Origin of the sequence: Lentzea sp., from assembly GCF_035525475.1 — a bacterium.
In the GTDB taxonomy this organism is placed as follows: domain Bacteria; phylum Actinomycetota; class Actinomycetes; order Mycobacteriales; family Pseudonocardiaceae; genus Lentzea.
Genome location: NZ_DATLEC010000045.1, coordinates 23299 through 42451, shown reverse-complemented (window position 1 = coordinate 42451; position 19153 = coordinate 23299). Strand labels below are relative to the sequence as shown.

The window sequence follows — 19153 nt, the reverse complement described above, 5'->3', positions numbered from 1 at the left end:
GTGAGCGATGAAGGCTGTGCCGTGAGCTGTCGATGATCAGGAGATGGTTGGCTGAGCAGTTGCCGGCTGACCTCGATGTGGTGCACTCGTTCGACGTTCTGCTCAAGAACGGCAGCTCGCCTCTGATGCGCAAGCCGGATGCGGTGGTGGCATCGGCGCAGGCGTTCCAGGGCGAGGTGACCCGGTTCTCGGCTGGGGACGTAGCGCTGGTGGTCGAGATCCTGCCGGAGGAGTCGGAGGACATCGATCTGCGGGTCAAGCTGCGCGAGTACGCGGCGGCAGGGATTCCGAACTGCTGGACCGTCGCTCTCGATGGTCCTCCCAGCCTCGTCGCGTACTCCATCGCGGATGGCCGGTACGAGATCGCGGCGACCGGCACTCGAATGATCAATGTGATGATCCCGTCGCCGATGAAGCTGAACCTGAACGAGTTGATCCGCTAGACCTTCCGGCGGCGGTGCGTGGGCCGCAGGTTCGCCGGAGGCGTCAAAGCCCGGGTCTCCACCCGCTCCAGCACCACCGACGAAGTCAGGTTCCGCACTTCGGTACGAGACGCGATCTTGTCCATCAAGAACGCCTGCAGGTGCGTGGAATCGGCAACGGCGATGTGGATCAGGAAGTCCGCCTGCCCGGAAACGTGGAAGATCGACCGGGTCTCCGGCTGAGCCATCACGAACGCACGGAACCCGGCGACGACGGTCCGGGTGTGCGGCCGCACGTTCACCGAGATCACGGCCTCCAGCGGCAGCCCGGTCGTCGCGGGATCCACCACGGCGTGGCACCCCGTGATCACGCCGAGGTCGCGCAGCCGCCGCACCCGTTGCAGGCAGGACGACGGCGCCAAGCCGACGATCTCGGCCAGGGCACGGTTCGGCAGGGTCGCGTCGTTCTGCAACTCCTCCAGGATGTGCCAGTCCACCGAATCCAGTTCGGCTTGTTCGCGCATAAGCGAACATCGTACTGACCAGCTGGAACACAGCAGAACAAGCGCCGACGATCTGCGCCATGCACATCGCGTGGACGTCGTTCCTGGTCGCTCTCCTGATCATCATGATCGTGCCGGGACCCGACTTCGTGCTGATCATGGGGAACGCCGTGCGGAGCACGCGGAAGGGCGTCGAGGCCGCCCTCGGGGTGATGACCGGGCTCCTGGTCCACGCGACGCTGGCGACGGTCGGGTTGTCGGCGCTCGTGGCGGCGGCGCCGACGGCGCTGTTCGTGGTCAAGGCGATCGGCGCGTGCTACCTGGCCTACGTCGGCTTCTGCACGCTGAGGGCCGCTGGCAAGCCGGAGCGGTCGCAGCCGCGGGAGAGCAACGTCTTCCTGCGCGGTTTGTTGTGCGACCTGTTGAACCCCAAGGTGATGCTCACGTTCCTGAGCCTCATCCCGCAGGCGATGGACCAGAACGCCGCGCCGCTGCCGCAGGCCGCGCTTCTGAGTGCCGTCACGGTCGGCGTGTTCGCGGCGTTCTGGGTCGTCGTGGTGCCGTCGGCGCGTCAGCTCGGTGCTCTGCTGAGCAGGCCCAAGGTTCGCGCGGTCTTCGAGAAGACCTGTGGGACCGCTCTCATCGGGATGGCGGCGTCAGTTCTCGCTGCCTGAGTCCCACGTGACCGTCAGCTCGTCGCGGACGCCGAAGCGGACCAGGTGCCGTTCGACGACGTCGCGCAGGCGCGCCACGTCCTCCTCCGTCGAGGACACCACACGCATGATCAACGCGTCGGGGGCCGCCTCGAACTCCGCCAGGCCGCCCGAAAAGCGGACGAAACCGCGTCCGTCCTCCCAGGACCCTTCCAGGTCCTTGTGCGTGAAGTGCTTCACCAGCTGCGATCCGTACCTGGAGGCACGGTCGGTCGCCGAGCGTCCCACGCTCGTGAATTCCGTCATGAAGCCAACTTACGCCTAGCGGTACGTACGGGCACGTGACGCGGTTCACCTGGCAAAACGGAGTCTGAGAACACGCTGTGACGTCTCGCGCAAAGCCGGAGAACACGGCAGGCTGTGCGCATGACGGAAGGCAAAGCACGTATCGCGGTCACCGGTCTTGCCACTATGGGCAGCAACCTCGCGCGGAACCTCGCGCGGCACGGTTTCAAGGTCGCCGTGCACAACCGGACGCCCGCGAAGATGAAGGCCCTGCTCGAGGAGCACGGCCACGAGGGCGACTTCGTCGGCGCCGAGACGCTGCAGGACCTGGTCGACAGCCTGCAGACGCCGCGCCAGATCATCATCATGGTCAAGGCGGGTGGCCCGACCGACGCCGTCATCGACGAGCTGAGCGGGCTGCTGGAGCCCGGCGACATGGTCATCGACGGCGGCAACGCCCACTTCAACGACACGCGCCGCCGCGAGGCCGCGCTGAAGGAGAAGGGGCTGCTGTTCGTCGGCGCCGGCATCTCCGGTGGCGAGGAGGGCGCTCTCAACGGGCCCAGCATCATGCCGGGTGGTCCCGCGGAGTCGTACCGGCACGTCGGTCCGGTCTTCGAGGAGATCGCGGCCAAGGTGGACGGTCAGCCGTGCTGCGTGCACGTCGGGCCGGACGGCGCCGGTCACTTCGTGAAGATGGTGCACAACGGCATCGAGTACGCCGACATGCAGCTGATCGCCGAGGCGTACGACCTGCTGAACCGCATCGGCGGGCAGACGCCGGCGGAGATCTCCGAGGTCTTCACGCAGTGGAACTCGGGCGACCTGGAGTCGTACCTGGTCGAGATCACCGCCGAGGTGCTCAAGCACGTCGACGCCGACGGCACGCCGCTCGTGCAGGTCATCGAGGACGCGGCGGAGCAGAAGGGCACCGGCCGCTGGACCGTGCAGGAGGCGCTGGAGCTGGGTGTGCCGGTCACCGGCATCGCCGAGGCCGTGTTCGCGCGCAGCCTCAGCGGCCACACCGACCAGCGCAAGGCCGTGCGCGACGCGTTCGGCGCCAGCGAGGTGGTCGCGAAGCCGGACGCCGAACTGGTCGACGACGTGCGTCAGGCGCTGTACGCGTCGAAGGTCGTCGCGTACGCGCAGGGCTTCGACATGATGCGCGAGGCGTCGAAGAACTTCGGCTGGAACATCGACCTCGGCGCGATGGCGACGATCTGGCGCGGCGGCTGCATCATCCGCGCGCAGTTCCTCAACCGCATCCGTGAGGCCTACGACGCGAATGCGGACATCGCGTCTCTGTTGGTGGACAACTACTTCCGCGACGCGGTGAAGAACGCTGAGGCCGCTTGGCGGCGTGTCGTAGTCCGTGCGGTGGAGTCCGGCGTCCCGACGCCGGGCTTCGTGTCCGCTTTGGCCTACTACGACGGCCTCCGTTCGGAGCGACTGCCCGCCGCCCTCGTGCAGGGGCAGCGCGACTTCTTCGGCGCACACACGTACAGGCGCACCGACAGGGCCGGTAGCTTCCACACTTTGTGGTCAGGCGACAGGTCTGAGGTGAAAGCGTGAAACTGAGAATTCTGGGGGCGGTCGTCGCCGCGGCTGCGGGGTTGACCCTGACGTCCAGCGGCGGCGCGGTGGCCGTCGACAACGAGGCTCTGACGGCTGATCTCGACACGATCCTCGCCGACCCCGCGCTCAACGGCGCGGACGTCGGCCTGGTCGTGCGGGACGCGAACACGGGCGATGTCGTCTACACCAGGACGAGCTCGCGTCGTCAGCAGGTCGCTTCGAACATGAAGCTGCTCACGACGACGGCGGCGCTCGAACTGCTCGGCCCCGACTTCAAGTGGAGGACCGAGCTGCTGTCCACGGGCACGCGCAACGGATCGACGTTGCAGGGCGACCTCGTCCTGCGCGGCACCGGCGACCCGACGATGAGCAGGACGCGGTACGCGGCGCTGGCGACGGAGCTGAAGAACAGCGGTGTCACGAAGATCAGCGGCTCGCTGGTCCTCGACGGCACCGCGTTCGACGCTCAGCCCTACGGTTCGGGCTGGGCGTGGGACGACGAGCCGTTCGCCTACAGCGCGGAGACCTCCGCGCTGACGTTGTCGCCGGACGCGAAGTTCAGCGCCGGCACGGTACTCGTGCGCGTCAAGCCGGGCGCCGCGGCGGGTGCCCCGGTCATCGCCACGGCGGAGCCGGCCAACGACGTCGTCCACGTGGTCAGCTCGGCGACCACCGGCAGCGGTGGCGTGAGCGTCGAGCGCGAGCACGGCTCGAACATCATCAGGGTCAGCGGCTCGACGAACGTCGAGACGGTGGCGCTGGCGAGCGTGAAGGACCCGACCGCGCTGGTCTCGTCCGTCTTCCGCAACGCGTTGCGGGAGAACGGGATCGAGTTCACCGGTGACGTGCGCAGGGCGGCGGCTCCCGCCGGTGCCGCTGTGCTCGCGTCGGACCAGTCGCAGACGCTGGGACAGCTGATCACGCCGTTGCTCAAGGACAGCAACAACATGCTGGCCGAGGTGCTCGTCAAGACCGCGGGCAAGTCGTTCAGCAACGGCGTCAACCAGTTGAGCGCCAAGTGGTCGGGCCTCGGTGTCGACCCGAACGGCGTCGAGGTCTTCGACGGCTCCGGCATGTCCCGGCTGGACCAGTTCTCGCCGGACGCGCTGGCGTCGATCCTGATCAAGGCGAAGACCAAGCCGTGGTTCTCCGCGTGGCAGGCGTCGCTGCCGGTCGCCGGTGTCGACGGCACGCTCGTCAACCGGATGAGGAACACCCCGGCCGCGGGCAACGTGAAGGCCAAGACCGGATCGCTCAGCGGCGTCTCGGCCCTGTCCGGCTACGTGCGGACGCAGGCCGGACGGGACCTCGTGTTCTCGGTCGTGCAGAACAACGTGCTGCTGTTCAACAGCCCGAAGTCCATCGAGGACAGGATCGCTGTGCGCCTCGCCTCCGACGGCGGGACCGTGGCGGCCCAGCCGCAGGTCCAGTCGGTGCCGCAGCAGCGCAAGGTCCCCGCGCAGGAACGCGTGACGGTTCCGGCGAAGGAGCGCTTCGACGTGGAGTGCTCCTGGATCGGCACCTGCTAGGAGATCGTGCACGGAACTGGAGCCGCTCCGGGAAACCGGGGCGGCTCCAGCGTTTCTAGGCGGGGGAGTGCACCGGCTCCAGGCCGTTGCGGTCGGGGTCGACGAGGTAGACGCGGGCGTTCGAGATGTCGAAGTACATGCCCTTCAACGTCAGCGTGCCCGCCGCGATCGCCTCGCGCACGCTCGGGTAGCCGAGCAGGTTGTCGAGCTGCTGCGCGACGTTCGCGACGGCGAGGCGGTCGGCCACCGGCAGGTCGGCGCAGCCGCCCGACGTCGGCGCGTGGAACCGGATCAGCGACGGCTCGGCGTTGCGCAGCCACGAGTGCAGGTGCGAGCCGCGCGACGCGGATCCCGTCACCAGCGCCTTCATCGCACCGCAGTCCGAGTGCCCGCACACGACGATCGTGCTGACGTTGAGGATCTCCACGGCGTACTCGACCGCCGCCCCGACCGACCTGTCGCCGGCGGACGCCATCGGCACCAGGTTGCCGATGTTGCGCACGCAGAACAGGTCGCCCGGCCCGGACGTGGTGATCAGGTTCGGCACCACGCGGGAGTCGGCGCAGGTGATGAACAGCTGCTGCGGGCGTTGCCCGCGCACCGCCAGCTCGTGCAGGAACGGCCGCACCAACGGCGCCGACCGCCGTTCGAACTCGCGCATGCCCCGCAGCATCGGGTCGCTCGCGGCGGACTGCTCGACCGAGGACCGCTGCGCGGGCAGCGTCACCGCGTCCTGCGTGCCCTGCCAGTGCGACCACGGTGCGAACCAGCGGGGCAGCGGACCGGGCAACGTCTTGTGCCGTCCCGGCTTTCCCTGGTCCGCCCGGTCGAACCAGCTGTCGTGCACCTCGTCGACCTGCACCCGGCCGCCCAGCCGCTCGTAGCCCTCACGCCAGTCGTCGATCGCCTCGTACGACGCGTGGTCGAGGTAGTCGATGTGCAGCTCCAGCACCACGGTCTGACCCAGCGGCAACCGTCGCAGCTCACGCACGAGCCGCCCGACCCCGAGGAACACCAGCGATCCCCGCACGCACACCCGGTTGCCCTCGACGCTCACCGAGCAGTGCGTCAACCGGTACAGCGCGCGCAGCAGGGCGACGGCCAGCCCCGCGACCACGCCTTCGAGCAGCCCGAAGAGGACGACACCGGTCGCCGTCGCCGCGTAGACGAGGAGCTCCCTGTGCTGCAACAGGTTCCGCATCCGGCTGATCGACACGAGCTTGAGCCCGACGACGAACAGCACGCCCGCCAGCGCCGACAACGGGATCAGCTCCAGGGCCGGGGCGAACGCCAGCACCGCCACCGCGATCCACACGCCCTGGAAGACGGCGGCGTACCGGGTCTTCGCGCCCGACGCCACGTTCGTGGAACTGCGCGCCAGGCCGCCGCTGATCGGGAACCCGCCCAGCGCGCCCGCGAGCACGTTGCCGGTGCCCTGCGCGACGAGCTCCTTGTCCAGCCGGGCACGCGGCCCGTCGTGCAGCCGGTCCGTGGCGACAGCCGACAGCAACGACTCCATGCTCGCGACCAGTGCGACCGTCACGACGGCCGTCACCACCGTGCCCGCGCTGCCCCGCGGCATCTCCGGGAACACCAGCGCGTGGCTGTCCGGCAGGTCGACCCGCGCCACGTCGAGGTGGAGCACGTGCACCAGCGCGGTCGCCGCGGCCACCGCGACGAGCGGCGCGGGGACCAGCGACGCACGCGGAACACGGGGCCACAGCAGCAGAACCGCGATCGCCACGGCTCCGGCGGCGACCGGACCGGGCTGGAACTGCGCCAGCTCTCCCGGCAGCAGCGCGACGTTCGCGGGCACGGTCGGCGCCGCCGTGCCGCCCAGCACCACCACCAGCTGACCGACGGCGATGGAGACGCCGATGCCCGCGAGCATGCCTTGCACGACCGCGGGGGACAGCGACATCACCAGCCGGCTGATCCCCGTGAGCCCCAGCGCGATCTGCAGCACTCCCGCCGCCAGCGTGATCGCCGCGGTGGCGGCCCACCCGAACTGCGCCACCAGGCTCGCCACGATCACCACCAGACCGGTTCCCGGCCCGCTGATCTGCAACGGCGCACCGCTGAGCGCGCCCACGACCACACCGCCGATGACCGCGGAGATGATCCCGGCCATCAACGGCGCGCCGGTCGCGTGCGCGATGCCGAGCGACATCGGGATCGAGATGAGGAACAGCACGAAGCTCGCCGGCAGGTCGTGCCTGAGGATCACCGGTGGACCGTGCGGGGTGTGCTCGCCGGCGTTGGACCTCTGCAAGTGGTTCACGACAGACGTTCCCTTTCCTGGAATGACGGCATGGCCCTGTGCGGCACGGGGCGCAGGGCGGGGAGGGGGAGAGTGAGATCGAAGCGCTCTAAAGGCGCTCTAAGGGCAGCATTCGGCGCGGCCGGACGGCTTCGAGCGCGTCGGCGCGGTCATGCGGGGTCGGCACGGGAACACCTCCGTGTCGGCACAGGCATCGAGGGGTCGCGACCAGGCCGCGTCACCACCATGATGACGGCGGAAACGGTGCTGTGACAGAGGGTTCAGCCAACCGTGTTGATCTTCGCTGTCAAACGTCACGCCTGGTGACGACGAAGAAGGGCCGGCTCCGGTCGGGGGGTGCGGAGCCGGCCCAGGTCGTGACAGTTCACGAGGAACTATCGGGTTTCCACTTTCAGCCCACCGAGCGCAGGTGCTTGCCGTGCGAAGTCTCCTGGCCCACCACGGTCAGGACCAGCTGCGCCGAGAGGTAGGCACGGCACGGTGCGGGCGCGCGGCGGGAGAGCCAGCCGCGTTTGCAGGTCGCGCACCGGCCGTGCTCGTCGGGCTGGTGCTCGTCGAGCAGCGCCTTGACCACCGCGACCACCCTCGGCAGCTCAACCCTGGCGAGCACGAGAGCGGTCTGGTCGTCGCCGCGCTGGGCCAGATCGGTGAGTGTGGCCAGGTGGGAGTGCAGCGACTTGTCCAGTTGGCTGAACACCGTGACGGCCATCAGGCTCAGAGCTCCAGTCCTCGCGTGAGCAACCCATGCAGACTGTCCCCCTCCTCATGAGATCTGCAAGTTGCAGTACACGAATGGATGACGTCCCTTTGCGACTCGCTCCTTTGCTCTCAAACTAGGAGTGACCAGGAGGTGCGGATGCCACCCAGGAGGCGTCATGCGGGGTAGCAGCCCGACCGTGCGCAAGAGGAGGCTCGTGAGCGAGCTCCGGCGACTGCGCGAAGCGGCCGAGCTGACGATCGAGGAGGTCGGAGAGCGCCTGGAGTGCTCCGCCTCCAAGATCAGCCGCATCGAGACGGGGCGTGTGGGGGTGAGCCCGCGCGACGTACGGGACATGCTCGCCGCCTACGGTGCGGACTCCGCCACCCTGGACGAACTGGTCCAGCTGGCCAGGGAAGCCCGCCGCAAGGCGTGGTGGGACGAGTTCGGCGACATCGTGCCCGGTCGTTACGTGGGGTACGAGGCCGACGCGGACTCGATCAGGACCTACCAGGGCCTGATGATCCCCGGACTGCTGCAGTGCGAGGCGTACACGAGGTCGCTCATCTCCCAGGTGCTGCCGGACGCGAGCGCCGCGGAGATCGACCGGCGCGTCCGGTTGCGCAAGGCGCGACAAGCCTTGCTGAACGAGGACGACCCGTTGCGCCTGCACGTCGTGGTCGACGAGGCGGCCCTGCGCAGGCTCGTCGGCGGCACCGGGGTGATGCGCGCGCAGATGGCGCGTCTACTCCAAGTCGGTGCGATGCCGAACGTCACGGTGCAGGTCGTGCCGTTCAGCGCCGGTGGTTACGCTGCGATGGACGGGCCGTTCGTCATCTTGAGCTTCCCGGAGCGGCTCGACCCCGACGTGGTGTACATCGAGAGCACCAGAAGCGGCGTCTACTTGGAGCAGCCGGGTGACGTCAGTTGGTACGCCGAGGTGTTCGAGCGTCTGGTGAGGACCGCCCTTACTCCGGCGGGATCCGCGTCCCTGATCACCGAAGTCGCTCGCACTCTCGCGTGAGTCGAGACCAGGAGTGAGCACAGAATGGAAAGCTTGCGTTGGCGCAAGAGCAGCCGTTCGTCCGCCAGTGGACCCGACTGCGTGGAGATCGCGCTCGTCGGGCCCGGCGCGGCTGTCCGTGACAGCAAGAACGCCGAAGGCGCCCGGCTGAGGTTCGGCGACGGAGGGTGGGAGACCTTCCTCGCGGCGGCGAAGACCGGTTCTTTCGTCAGCTGAGAAGACAGGTGAAAGCGGAACGCCCCGGCTGGATGATGCAGCCGGGGCGTTCTTGTGCCTGAAGGGGGACGTGGGCCGGCCGGCGTTCCGCCGCCGCGGGCTGGATGCCCCTTGCACGCCGGCCGGCCCACGTCGATCATGGGGAGCAGCGGGTGTTCCGCTGTCCGGTCCAACCTGCGCAGACTGCTCGATCTCCGGTTTCCGTTGATCTCGCCGTCTGTGGTTGGTTGGACACGCTAAGCGTAAGAATGGCTTCTACAGCACGACTGGAGCCCGACTGAAGTGATCTTCAAGCTCCAGGTGGCCACCAGGCGAAGGACAGATCGGTGACGCACGGCGAGGAACCCCTCAGGTACGAGGTTCTCGGCCTTCTCCGAGTCGTTCGCGCAGGTCAGGACGTAGATCTTGGTGCGGCGAAGCAACGCGCGGTCCTCGCGGTCCTGCTGCTGGCCCGCAACACCCCCGTGAGCCGCGGGCAGATCATCGAGGCGGTCTGGGGCGACAACGTCCCCTCGAGCGCGGTGAACTTGGTCCAGACCTATGTGGCCGGACTGCGCCGGGCGCTCGAACCGGCCCGTGCGCGCCGCGCTCCCGCCGCGCTGCTGACGTCCGTCGGCGACGGGTACCTGATGCGCGTCGAGCCCGGCGCGCTCGACCTCGACGTGTTCGAACGTCAAGTGCTGCTCGCGAACCGCATGCGCGCCGCCGGTGACCTCGCCGGAGCCGCGGTCGAGCTGGACGACGCGCTGGCGCTGTTCCGCGCCGAGCCGCTGGGCGGTGTGTCCGGCCTGCACGCCGACGTCGAACGCGGCCGTCTCGTGGAACGGCGGCTGGCGGTGCTGGAGGAACGCGCCGAGCTCGGTCTCGCGATCGGGCAGGGCCCCGGGCTGGTCTCGCAGCTGAGCACGATGGTCGTCGAGCACCCGTTGCGCGAACGCGGTCACGGCCTGCTCATGCGGGCGCTGGTCCAGGCGGGACGCCAGGCGGAGGCGCTGGCGGCGTACCGGGAGGCGCGGCGCGTGCTGATCGACGAGCTCGGCGTCGAGCCGGGTCCCGAGCTGCGCCGCGTGCACCAGGCCGTGCTGTCGGGGGACAGCCCCGAGCCGGAACGCCCGCCGGTCCGCGTGCCGCCCCAGGCCGCCGCTCCCGAACCCGCGCCGGTGACGATCCCCGCGCAGCTGCCGCGCGCGCCCGCCGCCCTGGTCGGCAGGGACACCGAGCTGGCCGCGATGGACGCCCTGCTGCGCGCCCACGAAGGTCCGGTGCTGCTCGTGACGGGCCCGGCGGGCGTCGGCAAGACGGCGCTGGCGCTGCACTGGGCGCACCGGGTGCGCGAGGAGTTCCCGGACGGCCAGCTCTACGTCGACGTCCACGGCTACGACCCGAACCGGGAGCCGCTGGAGATCGGCGAGGTGCTCAACCGGTTCCTGCGCGCGTTGGGCGTCCCCGCCGGTGACACGCCCGTCTCGGTCGACGAACGCGCGGCCCTGCTGCGCACGCTCCTGGCCGACCGCCGCATGCTCGTGATGCTCGACAACGTCCGCAGCTCGGCGGATCTGCTGCCGTTGCTGCCCGGCGCGCCCTCGTGCGTCGTGGTGACCTCGCGCCGCCGTCTGGTCGGGCTCGTCGCGCAGGTCGAGGCGAAGCTGGTCGAGCTGGACATGCTCGGCCCGGACGCGGCCGTCGACGTGCTGGGCCGCATCGCCGGCCGGTCGGACATCGAGGCCGACGCCCTGCGCCGGCTCGCGGCGCTCTGCGACGGCCTGCCGCTGGCGTTGCGCATCGCCGCGGCCCGTCTCGCCGTGTCGCCGAAGCTCGCCGTGGCCGAGCTGGTCGAGGAGCTGCAGGACGAGCACGGCCGGTTGGCGGCACTCGGCCTGGAGGACGGCGAGGGCACCGTGCGCGCCGCCCTGGACGCCTCGCGCCGTGCGTTGCCCGCGCTGCCGTCGCGGTTGCTGGCGATCGTCGGCCTGCACCCCGGCGCGGACCTGACGCCGCACGTGGTGGCGGCGATGGGCGACGTCACGCTGGTGGAGGCGCAACGGGCGCTGGACGCGCTGACCGCCGCGAACCTGCTGTCCGTCAGCGAACCCGGCCGTCACGTGGCCCACGACATCGTCCGCGTCTACACCAAGACCCTGGCGGGCGAGCTGTCCGAACCGGAACGCCGTGCCGCCACGGGCCGGATGCTCGACTACTACCTGCACTGCTCCGACCTCGCCGACGGCATGCTGCCGATCAACCGCGGCAGCGTCCTGGTGGCGCCGGAACACCGGCCCGTCCACATCCCGCCGCTGTCCGGCGCCGCGGACGCGATGGCGTGGTTCGACGCCGAGCGCGCCAACCTGATCGCCGCGACCGAGCACGCCTCGGCGTCCGGCTGGCACGTCCACGCGTGGCAGCTGCCGTACACGTTGTCGCGCTACCTCTGGCTGCGGACCGAGCGCGAGACCTCCCTGCGCATCACCGAAGCCGCGCTGCAGGCCGCGATAGCGCTGAACGACGACGACGCGCGGTTCGTGATGCAGTTCAACCTGGGCGTGGCGCTGCTGCAGTTCGAACGCTTCGAGGAAGCCCTGGAAGCCCAGCGCGGAGCGCTGGAAGTGGCCCGCCGCAAGGAGGACGTGCACCAGCAGGCCCGCGCACTGACCACCGTCGCCGGCACGCTGCTGGACCTGGGACGTGCCGAGGAGTCCGAGGCGCACTACCGCGAGGCGATGGAGATCTCGCGGATCGCCGGGTCGAAGTGGGCGGAGGCCAACGCCCACCACCACCTGGGCCTGCTCTACCTGGCGACGCAGCGCTTCGACGACGCGATGCCGTGGCTGCGGGTGGCGCTGGAGATGTACCACGAGGTCGGCGAGCAGTGCGGTGAGGCGGCCTGCCACGTCGACATCTCCACGGCCCTGCTGGAGACGGGGGACACCGAGGGCGCGCTGTCGGCGGCGCGGACGGCGCTGGCGGTGGCCAGCGACGCGGTGTCGCCGTACCACCAGGCGCTGGCGCACGACCGGCTGGCGGCGGTGTTCGACCAGCTCGGCGCGGCGGGGGCGGCGGCGCACTGGCAGCGGGCGCTGGCGTTGTTCACGGAGCTGGGAGCTCCGGAGGCGGACGGGGTGCGGGCGCGCCTGGCCCGCACGCGCGCGGTGACCGTGGCGTAAGGGTTTCGCCGCCAGGAACTGCGTGATCGTCCGATGCCCGCGGCGAGGCCTCAGGACGACCCTGGGGACCATGAGCGAATGGACCCCTGAGGCGATCAAGGCGGAGATCGACTACCGGCGCGGCACCGCCCGCTGCAACTGGCAGCGGTCCCGCGGCGGCACGCCGTCGTGGATCAGGCGGGTGATCCACCGCACCTCCCGGAAACACGGCGGCGTCGGGGCATGACCTGTGCGAGCATGCCACTCGTGGCACGCCTCGGTTCCGGTATCCCGTTGGTCGCGCGCGACCGCGAGCTCGACCGGTTGCGCGGCGCGCTGGCACAGGCGGGCGAGGGCGTCGCGGGGGCGGTGCTGCTCGCGGGTGACGCGGGGGTCGGCAAGACGCGGCTGGTCGACGAGCTGGCGGCCGGCGCCGAGGACACGCTCGTCCTCACGGGACGGTGTCTCGACGCCGGCGAGACCGGACTGCCCTACCTGCCGTTCGCGGAGGCGTTGAGCGCGCTCGGGAACACGGCGAGCCGGCCGGCGCTCGCGATGCTGCTGCCCAAGCTCGCGCTGCCCGCCGAACGCGAGCCCGGCACCGAGAGCATGATCGCGCCGAGCCTCATCCCGGGACGGCGGCCGGAACAGGACGTCGGGCAGCTCCAGCTGTTCGACGCCGTGCTCGGGCTGCTCGGCGACCTCTCCGAACAGCAACGCGTGCTGCTCGTCGTCGAGGACCTGCACTGGGCGGACGCGTCCACCCGGTACCTGCTGTCGTTCCTGTTGTCCCGCTTGCGTTCCCAGCGCCTGCTCGTCGTCTGCACCTATCGCGCGGACGATCTGCACCGCGGCCATCCGTTGCGCCCCTTGCTGTCCGAGCTGGTCCGGCTGCCCGCCGTCGACCGCCTGGACCTCACGCCGTTCAACGCCGCGGACGCCCGCCGGTTCGTCGAGGCGCTGTCCGACGACCTGCCGGAGGACGTCGTCCAGCAGGTCGCGGAACGCTCGGAGGGCAACGCGTTCTTCGCCGAGGAACTGATCGCGGTGGCCACGTGCGACGACAGGTCGTTGCCGTCCGCGCTCGCCGACGTCCTGCTGAGCCGCGTCGAACGGCTGAGCCCGGAGGCGCAGCACGTCGTGCGCGTCGCGTCGGTCCGCGGCCGCCGCGTCCGGCACTACCGGCTGCGCGAGGTCTGCGGCATGACGGACATCGCGTTCGACACGGCGTTGCGCGAACTGGTCCAGCACCACCTGCTCGTCGTGGAGGACGACGAGGTCTACGCCTTCCGCCACGCCCTGGTGCGCGAGGCCGTCTACGGCGATCTGCTGCCCGGCGAACGGGTCCGGCTGCACGCCGGCTACGCCCGTCACCTGGTCCAGCACCTCGACGAACGCGGTGCCGCCGCGGCGCTGGCGCACCACGCCTTCCAGAGCCACGACCTCCCGCAGGCGTTGAAGGCGTCGATCACGGCGTCGAGGGAGGCCGAACGCGCCGGTGCTCCCGCGGAGTCGTTGCGGTACCTGGAGAAGGCGCTCACCCTGTGGACCGCCGTGCCGGAGGCGGACCGTCCGTCCGATGTGGACGAGTCGGTGCTGCTGCGGAGGGCGTCCTGGGTCGCGGGCACGGCGGGGCAACCGGAACGCGCCGTCGCGTTCGGCCGCAGTGCCGGGAAGGCGCTGGAGGGGAAGCCCCCCGAGGACGCCGCCGAGGTGCTGCTCAGGCTCGCCCAGGCGTTGTCCACGCTCGACGGCAACGACCGGGAGCACCACGAGGTGATGACGAGTGCGTGGGAGCTGGTGCGCGAACGGGACGCGAGCCCCTCCCGCGCCCGCGTGCTGGCCGGCATGGCCTCGTTGCTGCGCCAGCAGCGGAAGTTCACCAAGGCCAGGGAGTTCGCCGAGAAGGCCATCTCGGACGGCCGTCGGGCGAACGCGCCCGGTGCCGTGGCGGACGCGCTGGGCACGCTCGGCATCCTCGACGACCACGCGGACCGCCACGACGAGGCGAGGGTCCACTTCGAGCGCGCGATCGAGAGCGCCCGCGAGGTCGGCGCGGTCAACACCGAGCTGCGCGGCTGGTACTACCTCGGCCTGATGTACTACGACTCCGGCGAGCTGGCCGAGGCCGCCCGCGTCTACAGCCAGGCGGGCGAGCGTGCCCAGGAAACCGGTCTGACCTGGAGCACGTACGGCCTGGAGATCCGCATCCTGCAGGTCCTCGTGCACTACTACCTCGGCGACTGGCCGGCCGCGGAGCAGGCGAGCGAACCGCCCGGCATGTCCGTGTCCTCCACGGTCCTCGCGCGCCTCGCCGCCGCCGGCACGCACCTCACGGTCTCGCGCGGCGACCTGGCCTCCTCCGAGCGGATGATCACCGAGCTGCGCCACGACTGGCACCGCGACATCCAGATCGCGCTGATCACCGGTGGCACCGGCGGCGAGCTCGCGTTGTGGCGCGGCCGCCCCGAGCTCGCGGTCGAGCGGGTCGCGGACGCGCTGGAGTGGACCCGCAAGCTCGGCGGGCCGTGGGTGCTCGCGGACATCCGGATCGGTGCGATCGGTGTCGCCGGGTACGCGGACATCGCGGCCAAGGCGCGCCGCAAACGTGACGCGGGAGCCGCGGCGAAGGCCGTCGAGTCCGGCCGGAAGCTGGCCGGGCACGTCAGGCTCACCGCGAAGAACGGCGTCGCGCGGACCGCGTCCCTCGGGCCTGAGGGACGGGCGTGGCTCGCCCGTGCGGACGCGGAGGAGTCCAGGCTGACCGGCGCGGGCGATCCGGAGCTGTGGAAGGCCGCGGTCGACGGGTTCGCCTACGGGCTCGTGTACGAGCAGGCGCTGTGCCGGTGGCGGCTCGCCGAGGCGTTGCTCGGAGCAGATCGCCGGGACGAGGCCGCCGAGCAGCTGCGCCAGGCCGACGAGGTCGCGACCAGGCTCAAGGCCGGTCCGCTCGGCGAGGCCGTGGTGTCGTGCGCCAAGCGCGCCCGCATCACCCTCCGGGCGGAGGAACCGGCTCGTGAGCAGGTCGACCTCTTCACCCCGCGCGAACGCGACGTGCTCGGCCTGGTGGCCTCCGGGCGGACGAACCGCGAGGTCGGCGAGGAGCTCTACATCAGCGAGAAGACCGTCTCCGTGCACCTTTCCCGGATCATGGCCAAGCTCGGGGCGTCCCGGCGCGCGGAGGCCGTGGCGATCGCGTACGACCGGGGTCTGCTCGAGTAGTCCCGGTTGTCATACCTCAGGCTGACGCGCAACGCGTCGCGGAGTTGATGACCGCTCACGCAGCGAACTCATAGCTTCTTCCTCAGCAAGGAACACCCCTGTGAGGAAAGGCAAGAGACATGTCTGCACTGGTGTCCGAGGTCGGCACCCGGACCGCCGCGGCGGCCCACAACCTGGTGAAGGTCTACGGCAGGGGTGACACCGCGGTGCGGGCGCTCGACGGCGTCGACGTCGCGTTCCAGGCGGGTCGCTTCACCGCGATCATGGGCCCGTCCGGCTCCGGCAAGTCCACGCTGATGCACTGCCTCGCGGGACTGGACACCGTGGACAGCGGCACGATCCACATCGGACAGACGGAGATCACGAAGCTGGGCGACAAGGACCTGACCAAGCTGCGCCGCGACCGCGTCGGCTTCGTGTTCCAGGCCTTCAACCTGCTGCCGACGCTGACCGCGGAGCAGAACATCCTGCTGGGCCTGGAGCTCGCCGGCCGCAAGCCCGACAAGCAGTGGTACGACACGATCGTCGACGTCCTCGGCCTGCGTGACCGCCTCACCCACCGCCCGACCGAGCTGTCCGGTGGCCAGCAGCAGCGCGTGGCGTGCGCCCGTGCGCTCGTCGCCCGTCCCGAGGTCATCTTCGCGGACGAGCCGACCGGCAACCTGGACTCCCGCAGCGGCGCCGAGGTCCTCGACTTCCTGCGCATGTCGGTCCGCAAGATGGGACAGACCGTGATCATGGTGACGCACGACCCGGTGGCCGCGAGCTACGCGGACCGCGTGGTGCTGCTCGCCGACGGCAGGCTCGCGGGCGAGATCCACCAGCCCACCACCGAGTCCGTCGTCAACGCCCTCACGCACCTGGGGGCGTGAGGTAATGCTGAAGACCATCCTCGCGGGCCTGCGGGCCCGCACGGCGCGGCTGGTGCTGTCCAGCGTCGCCATCGCGCTCGGCGTCGCGTTCGTGACCGGCACGCTCGTGCTCGGTGACGCCGTCGAGGCCCAGACCAGGGACAACTTCGCCCGCAGCGCCCGCAACGTCGACGCCGCGGTGCACCTGCAGGAGAACAGCCCCAACCGGGAGAGCGGCATCCCCGCCGACCTCCTGCAGAAGATCCGTTCCACGCAGGGCGTCGAGGGCGCCGACTCGCGCGAGTTCGGCAGCGCGGCCCTGCTCGGCGGCGACGGCAAGGCGCGCAACGCGGCGGTCCAGCCGCTGCCGACCACGGAGAAGCTGCGCGACTTCAACCTCCAGGACGGCCGGTTCCCCGGGAGGTCCGACGAGGTCGCGGTCGACACCAAGACCGCTCAGATCGCCAAGCTCAAGATCGGCGACGAGCTCGAGCTGCTCGACAAGGACAACGCCGAGCACGCCTACACCATCGTCGGCACCTACCAGCAGGGCACGAGCAGCATCTCGATGTCCGGCAGCGACCACGTGATCGTCTCGCCGGACGGCATGCGCGCGCTCATCCCGGACCAGCGGATCTACGAGATCGTCGCCGTCGCCGGTTCCGGAGTGTCCCAGCAGCAGCTCGTGGACAGGATCAAGGCCGTCGTCGGCTCCGGGTACCAGGTGCAGACCGGTGAGGAGCTGACCAAGGCGACGCTGGAGCAGGTCGGTGACGCCGCCGGCGAGATCAAGTCGTTTCTGCTCGCGTTCGCCGCGATCTCGCTCGTCGTCGCGGGCATGGTCATCTACAACACCTTCACGATCCTCGTCGCCCAGCGCACGAAGGAGCTCGCGCTGCTGCGCTGCGTCGGCGCGGAACGCGGGCAGGTGTTCCGCAGCGTGCTCGCCGAAGCGGTCTTCATGGGTCTCGCGGCGTCCGTGCTGGGCATCCTCGGCGGGTTCGGCGTCTCGGCGGCCCTGCAGGTCCTGGTCGGCTCGGTCGGCGGCTCCGGCGGGGGCGGCGACGTCGAGATCCGCCTGCCGCTCACCTGGCTGACGATCGCCGCCGGGTTCGGCGTCGGTGTCGTCGTGACGGTGCTGTCGGCGGTCCTCCCCGCCCGCCGCGCCACCCGCGTCGCCCCCGTGGCGGCCCTGCGCTCGCAGCCGGACAGCCACGACGACGTCGCCCGCACCGGCAAGGTCCGCGTCGTCGTCGCCACCCTGATCGCACTGGTCGGTGGCGCGGCCGTCTACTTCGGCATGAAGCAGGAGGAAGAGGCCGCGCTGTTCGTCACCGGTGGCGCCACGATGGTGCTGCTGCTCGCGGTCCTGCTGGTCGGCCCGCTGTACGTGGGCCCGATCAACCGCCTGTTCGGCAAAGCGCTGCGAGGGGTCCCGTCGAAGCTGGCCTCGGCCAACGCGGGCCGCAACCCCAAGCGCACCGCCGCCACCACGGCGGCGTTGATGATCGGCGTGACCATCGTGGCGATGGTGACCGTCGTGGCCGGCAGCGCCCGCGAGACCATGAACCAGAAGGTCGACGACCGCTTCCCCGCCGACTACGAGGTCACCTCCAGCGTCTACAGCCAGCCGCTGACCCAGAAGTTCGCCGACGAGCTCGCGAAGGTCCGCAACGTCGCGAAGATCGCGCCGGAGCTCACCGCGTCCACCGAGTCGCCGCAGCTCCCGTACGCCTACGTGACCGGCTACCCGGCCGACGCGATCGGCTCGCTCGTCCGCGCCGAGACCACCGGCGCTCCGCTGGGCGCGCTGAAGGACGACGAGATCGCGATGCGCGAGAAGGAGGCCAAGGAGGCGGGCCTGTCCGTCGGCTCGTCGCTGAAGCTCGGCGGCAAGGACTTCAAGGTCGTCGCGCTGATCAAGGACAACACCTACGGCACCGGCATCGTGACCCTCCCCGCGGCCACCGCGCTGTCGAGGGAAGCTCCGAAGGGCTACGAGAAACTGCTGGTCAAGCTCGCTCCCGGCACCGACGTCGCCACCGCCAGGACCGACCTGGAACGCGTCATCTCCACCTCGCCGGTCGCGGTGCTCAACTCCGCCGCCGAGACCAAGGCGGAGCTGAACGCCCAGCTCGACCAGATCCTGCTGTTCATCTGGGCGCTGGTGGGCCTGGCCCTGGTCATCGCCCTGTTCGGCATCGCGAACACGCTGACGCTCTCGGTGCTCGAGCGGACCCGCGAGTCGGCCCTGCTGCGTGCCCTGGGCCTGACCAGGGGCCAGCTGCGGCAGATGCTGGTGGTCGAGTCGATCCTGATGGCGCTGATCGGCGCGGTCGTGGGCGTGCTGCTCGGCGCCGGGTTCGGGTGGCTGCTGGTCGAGGCGCTCGCGAACTCCGAGCTCAAGGTCAGCTTCTCCATCCCGTTCGCTCAGATCGGCGTGATGCTCGGCCTGGCGGTGATCGCGGCCGTGCTCGCCGCGGTGCTGCCGGCGCGCCGCGCGGCTCGGAGCTCCATCGTCGCGGGGATGGCGGAGGCGTAGGGACACCCCGCCCGGCTCCCGCTGTCGGGGTGTGGCCGGGTGGGTTCGGGCGTGCGGAACAGGGGCCGCGCGACCGGGGGATCGGTGGAGGTCCGGCGCCGTCGAGGCGCCGGGCCTCCGCTGTGGTGCGAGTCGGGTGAAGTCGCCGGCGCCGTCTCACCCGCGCGAACAGCGGCCCTGCCCGCTGCCGGACGGCCCAACCACGACCTGGCG

15 protein-coding genes are annotated in these 19153 nt (G+C 70.5%); 11 read left to right on the top strand and 4 right to left on the bottom strand.

The features are described 5' to 3' along the window. Window positions 1–47 precede the first annotated feature (47 nt). Window positions 48–443, top strand: coding sequence for a Uma2 family endonuclease (locus tag VM306_RS07360; protein WP_325512287.1), 396 nt, complete (start codon window positions 48–50; stop codon window positions 441–443). Here VM306_RS07360 and VM306_RS07355 read toward each other — a convergent pair. Further along, window positions 440–946 carry an Lrp/AsnC family transcriptional regulator gene (locus tag VM306_RS07355; RefSeq protein ID WP_325512285.1) on the bottom strand — a complete coding sequence of 169 codons (507 nt, stop codon included), beginning with the start codon at window positions 944–946 and terminating at the stop codon, window positions 440–442. The genes VM306_RS07360 and VM306_RS07355 overlap by 4 nt on opposite strands. A gap of 59 nt (window positions 947–1005) precedes the next feature. Between VM306_RS07355 and VM306_RS07350 the strand changes: the two genes are divergently transcribed. Continuing rightward, complete coding sequence (locus VM306_RS07350; RefSeq protein ID WP_325512283.1) at window positions 1006–1599, top strand: LysE family translocator; 594 nt, start codon at window positions 1006–1008, stop codon at window positions 1597–1599. On the opposite strand, the gene VM306_RS07345 is transcribed toward VM306_RS07350, so the two are convergent. Continuing rightward, window positions 1582–1884 carry a DUF2218 domain-containing protein gene (locus tag VM306_RS07345; protein WP_325512281.1) on the bottom strand — a complete coding sequence of 101 codons (303 nt, stop codon included), beginning with the start codon at window positions 1882–1884 and terminating at the stop codon, window positions 1582–1584. The two genes, VM306_RS07350 and VM306_RS07345, sit on opposite strands and share 18 nt — an antisense overlap. Window positions 1885–2004: 120 nt before the next feature. Between VM306_RS07345 and gndA the strand changes: the two genes are divergently transcribed. Both gndA and dacB read left to right on the top strand, forming a co-directional pair. Next, window positions 2005–3435 carry an NADP-dependent phosphogluconate dehydrogenase gene (gndA, locus tag VM306_RS07340; protein WP_325512279.1) on the top strand — a complete coding sequence of 477 codons (1431 nt, stop codon included), beginning with the start codon at window positions 2005–2007 and terminating at the stop codon, window positions 3433–3435. Further along, entirely contained in the window at window positions 3432–4967 is a 1536-nt protein-coding gene (gene dacB, locus VM306_RS07335; protein WP_325512277.1) for a D-alanyl-D-alanine carboxypeptidase/D-alanyl-D-alanine endopeptidase, read from the top strand. The genes gndA and dacB overlap by 4 nt, the downstream gene beginning before the upstream one ends. Window positions 4968–5022: 55 nt before the next feature. Here dacB and VM306_RS07330 read toward each other — a convergent pair whose 3' ends face one another. Next, the gene (locus VM306_RS07330; protein WP_325512275.1) at window positions 5023–7248 is read right to left on the bottom strand and encodes a SulP family inorganic anion transporter; all 2226 of its coding nucleotides are present in this window, start codon (window positions 7246–7248) and stop codon (window positions 5023–5025) included. Between the two features lie 391 nt (window positions 7249–7639). Continuing rightward, window positions 7640–7957: a hypothetical protein gene (locus VM306_RS07325; protein ID WP_325512273.1), complete on the bottom strand. Its 318-nt coding sequence runs from the start codon at window positions 7955–7957 to the stop codon at window positions 7640–7642. A gap of 166 nt (window positions 7958–8123) precedes the next feature. Between VM306_RS07325 and VM306_RS07320 the strand changes: the two genes are divergently transcribed. From VM306_RS07320 to VM306_RS07290, 7 genes are all read left to right on the top strand, one after another. Continuing rightward, the gene (locus VM306_RS07320) at window positions 8124–8969 is read left to right on the top strand and encodes a helix-turn-helix transcriptional regulator (protein WP_325512271.1); all 846 of its coding nucleotides are present in this window, start codon (window positions 8124–8126) and stop codon (window positions 8967–8969) included. A gap of 24 nt (window positions 8970–8993) precedes the next feature. Next, window positions 8994–9185: a DUF397 domain-containing protein gene (locus tag VM306_RS07315; RefSeq protein ID WP_325512268.1), complete on the top strand. Its 192-nt coding sequence runs from the start codon at window positions 8994–8996 to the stop codon at window positions 9183–9185. 326 nt (window positions 9186–9511) lie between these two features. After that, a complete protein-coding gene (locus VM306_RS07310; RefSeq protein WP_325512266.1) occupies window positions 9512–12346 on the top strand; it encodes an AfsR/SARP family transcriptional regulator in 2835 nt (944 codons plus the stop codon). Window positions 12347–12416: 70 nt separating this feature from the next. Then, window positions 12417–12572 (top strand): hypothetical protein, encoded by a 156-nt coding sequence (locus VM306_RS07305; RefSeq protein ID WP_325512264.1) that lies wholly within the window; start codon window positions 12417–12419, stop codon window positions 12570–12572. Between the two features lie 11 nt (window positions 12573–12583). Next, window positions 12584–15547 carry a helix-turn-helix transcriptional regulator gene (locus VM306_RS07300; protein WP_325512262.1) on the top strand — a complete coding sequence of 988 codons (2964 nt, stop codon included), beginning with the start codon at window positions 12584–12586 and terminating at the stop codon, window positions 15545–15547. 119 nt (window positions 15548–15666) lie between these two features. Next, window positions 15667–16419 (top strand): ABC transporter ATP-binding protein, encoded by a 753-nt coding sequence (locus VM306_RS07295; RefSeq protein ID WP_325512260.1) that lies wholly within the window; start codon window positions 15667–15669, stop codon window positions 16417–16419. A gap of 4 nt (window positions 16420–16423) precedes the next feature. Beyond that, a complete protein-coding gene (locus VM306_RS07290) occupies window positions 16424–18940 on the top strand; it encodes an ABC transporter permease (RefSeq protein ID WP_325512258.1) in 2517 nt (838 codons plus the stop codon). Window positions 18941–19153: the final 213 nt, after the last annotated feature.